Source organism: Bradyrhizobium sp., assembly GCF_016462955.1.
GTDB lineage: Bacteria > Pseudomonadota > Alphaproteobacteria > Rhizobiales > Xanthobacteraceae > Bradyrhizobium.
The window spans coordinates 1-11,820 of sequence record NZ_JAEMSD010000176.1 but is presented as its reverse complement, the minus strand read 5'-3'; the positions used below and the strand labels follow the sequence as shown (position 1 = coordinate 11,820).

The following is an 11,820-nucleotide window of genomic DNA, read 5'->3' as shown; positions in this document are numbered from 1 at the left end:
GCTTCATCAAGAACAACGATTCCGCCGACGACGTGCGCGATATTGATTTGTCCATCGTGCACTTCCTTTCGGGTCCGATCGGCGTCAAGGGCGCCGAGCCCGGCGACCTCCTCGTCGTCGACCTGCTCGACGTCGGCCCGCTGAAGGAGAGTCTGTGGGGCTTCAACGGCTTCTTCTCCAAGCAGAACGGCGGCGGCTTTCTCACCGACCATTTCCCGCTGGCGCAGAAGTCGATCTGGGACATCAAGGGCCTCTACACCTCGTCGCGTCACGTGCCCGGCGTGAACTTCGCTGGTCTCATTCATCCCGGCCTGATCGGCTGCCTGCCCGATCCCAAGATGCTGGAGACCTGGAACAAGCGCGAGGCCGAGCTGATCTCGACCAATCCGACCCGCGTTCCCGGCCTTGCCAATCCGCCGTTCGCGCCGACTGCCCATGGCGGCCGCGCCAAGGGTGACGTCAAGGCCAAGATCGGCGCCGAAGGCGCGCGCACCGTGCCGCCGCGCGAGCATGGCGGCAATTGCGACATCAAGGATCTCTCGCGCGGCTCGAAGATCTACTTCCCGGTCTATGTGCCCGGCGCCGGTCTGTCGATGGGCGACCTGCACTTCAGCCAGGGCGACGGCGAAATCACCTTCTGCGGCGCCATCGAGATGGCCGGCTGGCTGCACCTGAAGGTCGAGGTGATCAAGGACGGCATGTCGAAATACGGGATCAAGAACCCGATCTTCAAGCCGTCGCCGATCACGCCGAACTACAAGGACTATCTGATCTTCGAGGGCATCTCGGTCGACGAGGCCGGCAAGCAGCATTATCTCGACGTCCACATCGCCTATCGCCAGGCCTGCCTGAATGCGATCGAGTATCTGAAGAAGTTCGGCTATTCCGGCGCCCAGGCCTATTCGATCCTCGGCTCCCCGTTCTTACGGGGAGAGGGTTTGGGGTGAGGGGCTGTCTCCACGCGAATGGTGATAGCGAGTTGTGAACGAGCAAGAACGTAGGTGACGCGATGCCGGTCTACGAATATCTCTGTGACGATTGCGGTCCCTTCAAGGACCTGCGCCCGATGGCGGAATGTGACGATCCGCAAAGCTGCCCGCATTGCGAGACCATGGCGCCCCGCGTCATCCTGACCGCACCGAATTTCTTCTGCATGCCCGCCGACAAGCGCAAGGCGCATGCCGTCAACGAGCGGAGCACGCACGCGCCGCAGACCCTCGCACAGTACAAGGCCTCGCACGGCCCCGGTTGCGGCTGCTGCTCGTCGGGCAAGACCGTCAAGAGCAAGGGTTCGAGCGACCGAAAGAAACCGGCCCGTCTGATGACCAAGACCGGGAGCGGCGCCAAGGGCTTTCCGACGGCGCGGCCCTGGATGATCAGTCACTAACCTTCGCGGTCGCCTGACGGCGGCGATCCGAACCAGCAAGTCAGTACAGGAGCGATCGACATGCTTCACGGCGACATTTCCAGCAGCAACGACACGGTCGGCGTCGCGGTGGTCAATTACAAGATGCCGCGTCTGCATACCAAGGCCGAGGTGCTTGATAACGCCCGCAAGATCGCCGACATGATCGTCGGCATGAAGCTCGGCCTGCCCGGCATGGATCTCGTGATCTTCCCGGAGTATTCGACGCAAGGCATCATGTACGACTCCAAGGAGATGTATGAGACCGCCTCCATGGTGCCGGGCGAAGAGACTGCGATCTTCGCGGAGGCCTGCCGCAAGGCCAAGGTGTGGGGCGTGTTTTCCCTCACCGGCGAGCGCCACGAGGAGCATCCGCACAAGGCGCCCTACAACACGTTGATCCTGATGAACGACAAGGGCGAGATCGTGCAGAAATATCGCAAGATCATGCCGTGGGTGCCGATCGAGGGCTGGTATCCCGGCAATTGCACCTATGTCTCCGACGGACCGAAGGGCCTGAAGGTCAGCCTGATCATCTGCGATGACGGCAACTATCCGGAGATCTGGCGCGACTGCGCCATGAAGGGCGCGGAGTTGATCGTGCGCTGCCAGGGCTACATGTATCCGGCCAAGGAGCAGCAGGTCATGATCTCCAAGGCCATGGCCTGGGCGAACAACGTCTACGTTGCCGTCGCCAATGCCGCCGGCTTCGATGGCGTCTATTCCTATTTCGGACACTCCGCCATCATCGGCTTCGACGGCCGCACGCTCGGCGAGTGCGGCGAGGAGGATTACGGCATTCAGTATGCGCAGCTGTCGAAGCATCTGATCCGCGACGCCCGCCGCAACGGCCAGTCGCAGAACCATCTCTACAAGCTGGTTCACCGCGGCTATACCGGCATGATCAATTCCGGCGACAGCCCGCGCGGCGTCGCGGCCTGTCCTTATGATTTCTACAAGAACTGGATCAAAGATCCCGAGGGTACGCGCGATATGGTGGAAGCGATGACGCGCTCGACGCCGGGGACCGACGAGTGCCCGATCGACGGCATCCCGAACGGCGCGGCAGCCAGTAACTATTGATCTGCTCGCGGCTCCGCCTTCTCCTCTGGAGGGGCGGGGCAATCGCATATGGAGCGATCTCGCCTGCGGCCATCCTTCGAGACGCCCGCCGTTGGCGGGCCCTCAGGATGAGGATCGAGGTTGCTGCGCCAGGTTCAACGGGCTCTGATGCTACTTAGCCTCATCTTGAGGAGACCGCGAAGCGGTCGTCTCGAAGGACGAGGCGCGCGTTCAGCTCGGGCAGCGGGCCATATGCGATAGCCCTGCCCTCCAGGGGAGGGCAAGAAAGAGTGCTATCGTTTCTTCTCTTCGGGCCTGCGCGGAGGCCGCGGCGGCACGGGCGTTCCCGCCATCCTATTGGCGGTTTCGCTGACGTCGAGCAGGGAACGGCGGATGTCCTCGATATAGCTGGCCGATTTCTTCTTCATGACGCCGGCAAGCTCGTGCAGTCCCTGGATCTTCTCGAACAGCTCGTCGGCCTTGCCATCGACGAAACCCGGCACTACGCCTTCGATCTTCGCGACCGCTTTGTCGAATCCCGCAAAGGCGCCGTCGACCTTGGTCATGACCGAATCGATGTCCGCGCCCTTGCTCCTGAGGTCCGCGGTGTAGGTTTCGAACGTGTGCAGGCCGTCCTTGATCGCGGGGGCGTTGGTCACGATGGTGCGGTCGACGCCGTGCAGGGTTTCGACGATGGTTTCGGCGTCGCTGAGATCGGCCGTCAGCACGGGGATGCCGTCCGCATCCAGCGGCACTGGCGGCGCGGATGGGGCGCCGCCGATCAGCGAGATCGCGGCGACACCGGTGAGGCCCTGGAACTCGATGCCTGCCACGGTGTCCTTGCGGATCGGCGCGGTGTTGTCGAGCATCACCAGCGCCACGATCCTGCGGGGACTGTCCAGCTTGATCGACAGGATCTGGCCGGCGGGGACGCCGTCGAAATTGACCGGCCCACCACGGCGCAGGCCGCTGGCGGAGCCGCCTTCAAACACCACTCGCAGCTGGCTGCGGCTCTGGATGCTGCGCCATTTCTGCACGCCGAGCACGCTGCCGAATGCCACGGCGATCGCCGCCAGCATTGCCGTTCCGATTACAAGGTTGCTCGCGCGTGCCATGAGGCTGAGTTTAGAGCCAAAGCGGGAAGGTTGGAAGAAGGCCGCGATGGTACGTAGGGTGGGTTAGCGTAGCGTAACCCACCAACGCCCTCGCGCGCCGTTGCACCGAATCGGTGGATTACGCTGCGCTAATCCACCCTACGGCACGATGCGGCATCAGCGTCCCGCGGCCCGCCTGGCGGCAGCATTGTTCAACACGATCAGGGCATCGACGGCCACCCCCGTCCTGGTGTTGATCAGGAACGGGTTGATGTCGATCGAGGCGATGCGATCGCCTGCATCCGCGATAAGGTTGGACAATCCGACCAGCGCCTTGACCGCCGAGGCCTCGTGCAGGGCGGGCCTGCCGCGATAGCCGCGCATCTTGATGCCGGCCTTGGTGCGGCCGATCAGGAGCCGTGCTTCGGCTTCGTCCAGCGGCGCGCCGGCGAGCGCGACGTCCTTCATCAACTCGATGTCGATGCCGCCGGTGCCGAACAGCACGACGGGACCCATCTCGGCATCGAGCGAGGCGCCGATCACCAGCTCGAGCTCGGCCTTGACCTGCTGCGCGATCAGGATGCCGTCGAGCTTTGGTTTGCCCTTGAGCTTCGCCACCCGCGCGGTGATGTCGGTGAACGCCTTCTTCACCTCGGCTGCGCTATTGAGGTTCAGCACCACGCCGCCGATGTCGGACTTGTGCAGGATTTCCGCGCTGACGAGTTTTGCCACGACCGGAAATCCGATCTGCTTGGCAATCTTCACGGCGTCCGCCGCAGTCTGTGCGATCGCCTCCTTCGAGATCGGGATCCCGTAGGCCTTGAGCAGCTTCTTCGAGGCGACCTCGTCGAGCGCCGCGCCGGTCGCCGATGTCAACGTCTTCTCCAGCACGGCGCGCGCGGCGGGCTTCGAGCTTGAGACGATATCGGGCACCTCCTTGCGCAGCTTGGCGTAGTCGAGCAGCGACTTGATGGCGGTCACCGCACGGTCCAGGCCCTGCATGACGGCGAGATGCGGCAACGACTTCCGCAAATCCTTGGTGTATTCGGTGAAGCCGATCGACATCGCGCTGATATAGATCACCGGCTTGCCCGCCTTGCTCGCCATCTCGTCGACGATGCGCAAATTGCGCTCGCGCAGCTCATGCGGCGCCTTCGGCAGCTCGGCATCGACGATGACGATGTCGATATCGGGATCGTCGATCATCAGCTTGATCGATTTCATGTAGACAGAGGGATCGACCACCGCGGCGAAGCCGGCATCGAGCGGATTGCCGACGATCGAGCCGGGGCCGAGCATCTTCGCCAGCTCCGCGCTGACATGCGGGCTCAGCGGCGCGAAATCCAGGCCTTCGGCATAGAACGCGTCGATCAGCATGCCGCGCTTGCCGCCGGAGAGCGTTACGGCGGCGAGCCGATCGCCTTTTGGAACGGCCGCGTGCACGAAGCACTCGGTGGTCTCTATCAGCTCGTCGAGGCCGCCGACCCGGATCACCCCCTCGCGCGTCGCGATCGCGTCGAATGTCTCGATCGAGCCGGCGAGCGCGCCGGTATGCGCCATCGCCGCGGCGCGGCCGCCTTCGGAGGCGCCCAGCTTGAGCGCGATCACGGGCTTGCTCGCCGCGCGCGCCGCCTTGCAGGCGTCACGGAAGGCCTTGGTGTTGCGCACGCCTTCGAGGTAGACGACGATCACCTTGATGCTCGGATCCTCTGCGAAATAGCGCATCAGATCTGGCGTCTCGAGGCCGGCCTCGTTGCCGGTGGTCACCATGTAGCCGACGCCGACACCCCGGTCTTCCAGCGCCTGGCGGATCGCCATGACGATGGCGCCGGATTGCCCGGCGATCGCCACCGCGCCCTGTTCCATAGTGACGATGCGATCGTCGATATTGGTGAAGAGCTTTTCGCCGGCGCTCAAATTGCCGAGGCAGTTCGGGCCAGTGACGGCGAGCCCCGTCTCGCGCACGGCCGCCTGCAATTCGGCAGCGAGCTTCTGGCTTTCGTCATCCTGCAGCTCGCTGAAGCCGGAGGTGACGATGGTAGCCGAACGCGCGCCGGCCGCGGCAGCGTCGCGGATCACCTGAACGGCGAAGCGCGCAGGCACCAGCACCAGCACATGATCGGGCTTCTCCGGAAGACTCGCAAAGTCCTTGTAGCAGGGAACGCCCCAGACGGTGTCGCGCTTGGCGTTGACCGGATAGAGCCCGCCTTCGAAACCGTACTTGACCAGATTGTTCCAGATACGCTCGGCATAATTGCCGGGCTTGTCGGTCGCGCCCACCAGCACGATATTTTGCGGGTGCAGCATCGCATGGATGCCCTTGACGACACCGGCCGCGTCAGGCGGTGGAGACCATCGGCACTGCGAAACCGACCCGGCAGGCACCTGAGCTTCCATTTCCGACCTCACCTGTTGTTGTTCTTGGCGGTGCGTCGCTCTGTTCTATGGCGAGTTCTCTGGAGTGGCAACCATGCGGTATGCCGTGCAATGGAATGAGAAGCGTTGCGGTCGAGCGTTGCGGATCGTATTCATCGACTTCGATCATTGGTTTCGATCAAGGTGGCGCGCAGGACGTAGCGCTCGGGGCCGGACACGACGGCGTCGAAAGGCCAACAGGTCGTGAGCACGAGCTCGGCCTCCCGTGTTGCGGGGTCGATGCCCGACGCATCATAACGAACGACGGCCGAGGAATCCGCGCGAAAGCGAAAATGCTTGCCGTCATTGCGCGTGACATCGATGACCTCGCCGAGGGACACATTCCGCAGGAAGCGGAAATGCGTGTCGCGATGCGCTGCGTAGACGGCAACGCCGCGCTCGCCTGCAGCCACGGTTCCGCTGATATGGCCCGGCCCGAACGCAAGCGCCTGGCCGCTGGTGCCCTCCAGCACGATCGCGCTGGCACCGATCCGCTTCACCTCGATCCGCGCGACCGGCCAGGTGTCGGCCCACGACCAGGGCTTCACCGCCTGTCCCGTCGCAATGCTTCGGTCGAAAGCGCGCTCCAGCAGCACCTGAGCCAGCCACGCCTTGGCGTGGATATAGGCGCCGTCGCCGAACAAGATGAGGCCGATCAGCGTCAGTACCAGGGGAGAGATGAGGCGGAGCATTGTGTATCTCTTGTTTCGTCGTTCCGGGGCTCGCGCAGCGAGAACCCGGAACCTCGAGATTCCGGGTTCGGCTCTGCGAGCCGCCCCGGAATGACGATGAAAAAGGCGCGCGCGGCCGTTTGGAAGGGACGGGCAGCCGCGCGCGCTAACAGAGGAGTTCGGGGGCTCCTCTCTCAAGCGGCGTCAGTGAGCAAGGTCCGACGCCGGTTGAACACGAACAGGATCAAGGCGAGCACGATGAGGATGAAACCAGCGATCATCTTCAACTCGGCCGAGGTCGCGGTCTTGGGCAGGCGGATCGCGTCGGGCGCAGCAGGCGTCGGCCGTCGCGTTGCCGGCTGATTGCGCGAATCGGCATGGCGTTCCCGCAGTTGTGCCGGCGTCGGATGCGGTCGCTCGCCGAACACTTTTTTGAAGTCCCAGCCCGCGGGCAAATTGACCGGCAGTTCGCTGAGCATGAGCGGTGAGTCCTCCGGACGGCTCGGCGTCTTGTCGACGGCGACGAGGCTGGTCAGCCGCGTGACGATCTGATGGTCGAGCGCCAGCGCCAGGATCGCCTTGTCGGAATCTTCGGGTGTGATCTCACGCAGGGTGCGCGCCACCTCCGCATCGGCGATCTTGCGCCTGGCCCAGAGCTTTGACAGGCCTCTGCCTTCGGCGGCGTTCTGCAGCGGCAACGTCACCGTCCACGGACGGTCGCCGACGCGGCCCTTGATCTCGAGCGAGCCTGCGAGCTTGTCGAGCCTGGCCGCCAGCACCAGCGGCTCGTCGCGGTAGACGTCGGGGATGATCGCCGGCGTGACGTCGGCCTTGGCCTCCGAGAATCGTGCGGTGAGGCCAGTCACCGCCGGATTTTCCAGCTTGGCGAACAGGCCGCGCATGCGCTCCTCCACCTGCTCGGCGGAGCCGATATGGGTGAAGGCGCCGCGGCCGAGCTCTGCGGCGCGGGTCATCAGATAAGTGTTGGGCGCCGATCCGATGCCGACCATGAAGACGCGCGAGCGCCCGCGCATCGTCGTGATCGCATCGAACAATTGCTGCTCGTTGCCGATCGCGCCGTCGGTCAGGAACACGACCTGGCGGACCATGCCGGCCTCGCCGAGCTTGTCGGTGAGAGCGGCGCGCATCGCCGGCACCATCTCGGTGCCTCCGCGCGCCTGCAACGCGCCGACGAACGAGGTCGCCTCTGCGACACGCGCGGCATCCGCCGTCACCGAGGCCGGAAACAGCACGTCCATGGTGTCGTCGAAGCGGATCACGTTGAAGCGGTCATGCGGCTGGAGGCGCCCGAGGGCATAGAGCAGGCTCGCTTTGGCCTGGACGATGGAGGTGCCGCCCATCGAGCCAGAATTGTCGATCACGAAAACCACCTCGCGCGGCAGCGGAGTCTGCGCAGCCTGCTCTGCGCTCGGTGGGGTGACGAAGGCGAGCAGGTATTCGGCATCGCCGACGCGCTCGCGGAACAGCCCGACCGAGGGCGCTTTTTCCGCAGCCGGCTTCCAGGTCAGCTCGAAGTCACGGTCGGCCGGCACGGCGCCGTCCGCGAGCGTGACCACGCGCGTCGTGTTGTCCGGGCTCTCTATCTTCACGTTGTGATTGTGGCTCTTGACTTCGCCAAGCGCGAAGCCGGCGTTGAGGCGTACCGTGATGCTGATCGGGTTGACCGGCGCATTCCTGGCGGGATCCAGCACAGGCGGCGAAATGCGGTCACGATCCGGCACCGGGTCTGACGTCGCCGCGCCCCAACCCGAGCCATCCTTGCGGAAGTCGACACTCTGGACGATCGGCGCGGGATTGTAGCGCGGGCCGACCACGAGCGGCAGGCGCAACGAATATTCGTTGCCGACTTGATGCACCGGCTCCTGGTACTCGATCTGCACCAGCACGGTTTCGCCGGGACCGATATTGGCGACCGAATTGGTGAAGATGTTCGGCCGTTCCTGCTCGGTGAGCGCGGCCTTCCGGCCGGCGCGCCGCGCTTCCTCGTAGATCACGCGCGCCTGCTGCCGCTCCTTGATGTCACCGACGATGATGCGATCGCCGACCACCATCTTCAGCGTGTCGACGGCGCCGCCGGCCGCGAGCGGGTAGACATAGGTTGCCTCGACCCAATGCTTGGTCGGATTGCGGAATGCCTGCGTGACGCGGGTGCGCAAGGTCGGGCCAGACACTGTGATGTCGATGTCGGTCCCAAGGCGGATGGCTTCGGTGGTGGCGCCGTCTTCCTTGAGCAACAGGCTGCCCGATCGCGCCTCGCCCGGTTGGAGCAGGCTGGCCTGTTCGGTCGTTGCCGACCAGCTCGTCCCGAAGCTCACCAGCAGAGCGAGGAAAGCGATCAACATCACCGCGACGCCCTGGGCGAGGAGAAACAATCCGACCTTGATCAGCCGGCTCAAGAGTGGGTGATCGTCGCTTTCGGCGGTGTCGAAGGTGTCCATTGGGCCTGCTCCCGAAACATGTTTGCTGGCCTTCAGCATCGGCCGGGAGGGACTGATGTCGCGAGCAGAATGATCGGCAATGTTCCGCCGCAGCCGGCCCCCGGCAGGCCGCCGCCGGGCGGCCATGTGCGGTTTTGTGCTGGTTTGTCCGCCCTGCTAGGATGGCCCCCCAGGGCAGGGCCGACGATGCAGACGCAGGATAAGATCACCGACAAGCAGCTTTCGGACGAGCAGAGCCGGGAGATCGCCGAGACCATTCGCGAGGAGCTCGCCCGGCGCCGGATCTCCCGTCAGGCTCTGGCGGAGCAGGCCAAGCTCAGCCTGTCGACGCTGGAGAAGGTGCTCGGCGGCCGCCGGCCATTCACGCTGGCGACGACAGTCCGGCTGGAGCAGGCGCTCGGTGTCTCCTTGCGCAGAAGCGTTGTCGTGGCGACGCCACCGGCCGCAAACGACGTCGCGCCCGACAGTCTGGGCTCCTATGCCCATCGCGCGGTGACCTGGCTCGAGGACGTCTACATCACCCTGCGGCCGTCGTTCGGCGACAAGGATGCGATCTTCGCCTATCGCACCGAGATCGCGTGGGAGTCGAAGGTCTCCTCGCTGGTTTTTCGGGAGGGCGATCGGACCGATGCCGCTTACGAGCATACCGGCGAGGTGGCTGTTCCCCACCAGTCCGGCTTCATCTACCTCGTGATCATCAAGCACGGCCAGCATCGCGTGATCACGGTGTCGCGGCCGACGGTATCGGGCGAGATGTACGGCATCATCTCGACGCTCCGCGCCGGGCCAGGCTCGCAGCTCACGCCGATCGCCGCGCCGATCGCCTATGTGCCGATCAGGAATGTCGCGAAGCCGTCTCTGGGACGGGTCGCCGTCGGCGATGCCAACTATGAGCTGTACCGGAAGCACCTGCGCCGCACGGTGGAAGAGCCGTTCGCACTGTTCTTGCCGGCATAACCTCGCTCAATCTCGTTCACTTGAAAAGATAGCGGCCTTTTTTGGCCGCTATCTGTCGCGGTCGTATCCGACCGGTCCGGACTAGCCCCCGGTCTCGGCGCTGATGATGTCGCCGAACAGCTCCCACTGACCGGCCTTGAAGCGGATCATCTTGAGCTGCTCGATCGGCGCGAAGTCGTTGGGACCGGTGTTGATCTTGATGCCGGGGATCAGCGTATCCGGCGCAAAGTCCTTCAGGCTCGCGGCCTGCTTCATCACGTTCTCGCGCGTCAGATTGTCCCCACACTGTTTCAAGGTCTGAACCAGGGTCTGCGCGGCGGCATAGCCGTAGACGACGTTGGTATCGGAGACGTTGGCGCCCGGCATGTATTTGTCGATGAACGCCATGAACTTCTTCATGCCTTCGTCGTCCTTCCATTGCGGGTCCGAGGCGTCCTTCAGATAACTTGCCGACAGCACGCCTTCCGACGCGTCGAGCCCGGCGGGCTTCATCACCGCGCCGATCGAGATCGACACGTCGGTCATCACATGCATCGGCTTCCATTCCAGCTCGGCGATCTTCTTGATCGCCTGCGCTGCGAATTTCGGGGTCGAGATATTGACGAAGACGTTGGCGCCGGTGCCCTTCAGCTTGACGATGTGGGAATCGATCGACGGCTCGCTGGTCTCATAGCTCTCCTCCGCGACGATGATCGAAGAGGCCTTCTCGCCGAAGATCTCCTTGATGCCGGCAACGTAGTCCTTGCCGAAATCGTCATTGGCATAGAAGATCGCGACCTTCGCGTCGGGCTTCGCCTGCAGGATATACTTCGCGAAGATCCGCGCCTCGACCCGGTAGCTCGGCTGGAAGCCCATGGTCCAGGGAAAGCCCTTGGGGTCGTTCCATTTGCTGGCGCCGGTGGCGAGGAAGAGCTGCGGGACCTTCTTGGCGTTGTGATACTTCTGAACGGCGGTCTGGGTCGGCGTGCCCAGCGAGTTGAAGACCAGGAACACTTCGTCGCTCTCGATCAGCTTGCGGACCTGCTCCACGGTCTTGGGCGGCGAATAGCCGTCGTCATAGGAGATCCAGTTGATCTTGCGGCCGTTGATGCCGCCTTGGTCGTTGATCATCTTGAAATAGGCTTCCTCGGTCTTGCCGATGATGCCGTAGGCCGAAGCGGGTCCCGAATAGGCCTCGACATTGCCGATCTTGATCTCGGTGTCGCTGGCGCCGGTGTCGTATTTCTTTTGCGCGTAAGCGCCTTGAACCGAAAGCAAGGTCAGGGCTGCTGCGGCGGCGAGTAACGCGATTTTCTTGTTCTTCATGGAAATTCCTTGGAGTTTCTTGTTGGTGGGGGCAGGCACTTCAAAAAAGGAAAAGCGCCCGCGAGGGTCGCTTTGATCAGGCGTTGGCGACCTTCTTGTCGACCTCGGAAGCGACCGAGAACTCCTGGCGCAGGGTCGGCTTGTGGATCTTGCCGGTGGCGTTGCGCGGCAGCGCCTCGACGAAGCGGATCTGGCGCGGGCATTTGAAGCGCGCCAGATTGGCAGCACAATGAGCGACAACCTCGCTCTCCGTCAGCTTCTGGCCGGGCTTGACCGCGACGATGGCAAGGCCGACCTCGCCCCATTGTGCGTCGGGGATGCCGATCACGGCAGCTTCGGCCACGGCGCCGAGCTGATGCAGGACGTTTTCGACCTCGGCCGGATAGACGTTCTCGCCGCCGGAGATGTACATGTCCTTCCAGCGGTCGACGATGTAGTAGAAGCCTTCCTCG

The 11,820-nt window shown here is 63.8% G+C and carries 8 protein-coding genes and 2 pseudogenes; 4 read left to right on the top strand and 6 right to left on the bottom strand.

Going from position 1 to position 11,820, the window contains the following annotated elements:
* From fmdA to JHD07_RS18775, 3 genes and pseudogenes are all read left to right on the top strand, one after another.
* Positions 1-917 (top strand): annotated as a pseudogene (gene fmdA / locus JHD07_RS18785) (formamidase); the annotation flags it as partial.
* 92 nt (positions 918-1,009) lie between these two features.
* A complete protein-coding gene (locus JHD07_RS18780; protein WP_291624642.1) occupies positions 1,010-1,387 on the top strand; it encodes a zinc ribbon domain-containing protein in 378 nt (125 codons plus the stop codon).
* Positions 1,388-1,447: 60 nt separating this feature from the next.
* Positions 1,448-2,488, top strand: a complete 1,041-nt coding sequence (locus JHD07_RS18775) for an aliphatic amidase (RefSeq protein ID WP_291624641.1) — start codon at positions 1,448-1,450, stop codon at positions 2,486-2,488.
* Positions 2,489-2,760: 272 nt separating this feature from the next.
* On the opposite strand, the gene JHD07_RS18770 is transcribed toward JHD07_RS18775, so the two are convergent.
* From JHD07_RS18770 to JHD07_RS18755, 4 genes are all read right to left on the bottom strand, one after another.
* On the bottom strand, positions 2,761-3,582 hold the full coding sequence (locus JHD07_RS18770; RefSeq protein ID WP_291624640.1) for an MlaD family protein: 822 nt from the start codon (positions 3,580-3,582) through the stop codon (positions 2,761-2,763).
* Between the two features lie 156 nt (positions 3,583-3,738).
* A complete protein-coding gene (locus JHD07_RS18765) occupies positions 3,739-5,958 on the bottom strand; it encodes an acetate--CoA ligase family protein (RefSeq protein WP_291624639.1) in 2,220 nt (739 codons plus the stop codon).
* 131 nt (positions 5,959-6,089) lie between these two features.
* Positions 6,090-6,668 (bottom strand): class GN sortase, encoded by a 579-nt coding sequence (locus JHD07_RS18760; RefSeq protein ID WP_291624638.1) that lies wholly within the window; start codon positions 6,666-6,668, stop codon positions 6,090-6,092.
* 173 nt (positions 6,669-6,841) lie between these two features.
* On the bottom strand, positions 6,842-9,106 hold the full coding sequence (locus JHD07_RS18755; RefSeq protein ID WP_291624637.1) for a marine proteobacterial sortase target protein: 2,265 nt from the start codon (positions 9,104-9,106) through the stop codon (positions 6,842-6,844).
* Positions 9,107-9,292: 186 nt separating this feature from the next.
* Here JHD07_RS18755 and JHD07_RS18750 point away from each other — a divergent pair, with 186 nt between their 5' ends.
* Positions 9,293-10,063, top strand: a complete 771-nt coding sequence (locus tag JHD07_RS18750) for a helix-turn-helix transcriptional regulator (protein WP_291624636.1) — start codon at positions 9,293-9,295, stop codon at positions 10,061-10,063.
* An 81-nt stretch (positions 10,064-10,144) separates the two neighbouring features.
* Here the strand turns inward: JHD07_RS18750 and JHD07_RS18745 are convergent, their stop codons facing one another.
* Complete coding sequence (locus JHD07_RS18745) at positions 10,145-11,368, bottom strand: ABC transporter substrate-binding protein (protein WP_291624635.1); 1,224 nt, start codon at positions 11,366-11,368, stop codon at positions 10,145-10,147.
* A 76-nt stretch (positions 11,369-11,444) separates the two neighbouring features.
* Positions 11,445-11,820, bottom strand: a pseudogene (locus tag JHD07_RS18740) (acid--CoA ligase); the annotation flags it as partial.

Coding starts and splice junctions, on each gene's coding strand:
- JHD07_RS18780 (WP_291624642.1), top strand. CDS start 1,010: ATGCCGGTCTACGAATATCTCTGTGACGATTGCGGTCCCTTCAAGGAC.
- JHD07_RS18775 (WP_291624641.1), top strand. CDS start 1,448: ATGCTTCACGGCGACATTTCCAGCAGCAACGACACGGTCGGCGTCGCG.
- JHD07_RS18770 (WP_291624640.1), bottom strand. CDS start 3,582: ATGGCACGCGCGAGCAACCTTGTAATCGGAACGGCAATGCTGGCGGCG.
- JHD07_RS18765 (WP_291624639.1), bottom strand. CDS start 5,958: ATGGAAGCTCAGGTGCCTGCCGGGTCGGTTTCGCAGTGCCGATGGTCT.
- JHD07_RS18760 (WP_291624638.1), bottom strand. CDS start 6,668: ATGCTCCGCCTCATCTCTCCCCTGGTACTGACGCTGATCGGCCTCATC.
- JHD07_RS18755 (WP_291624637.1), bottom strand. CDS start 9,106: ATGGACACCTTCGACACCGCCGAAAGCGACGATCACCCACTCTTGAGC.
- JHD07_RS18750 (WP_291624636.1), top strand. CDS start 9,293: ATGCAGACGCAGGATAAGATCACCGACAAGCAGCTTTCGGACGAGCAG.
- JHD07_RS18745 (WP_291624635.1), bottom strand. CDS start 11,368: ATGAAGAACAAGAAAATCGCGTTACTCGCCGCCGCAGCAGCCCTGACC.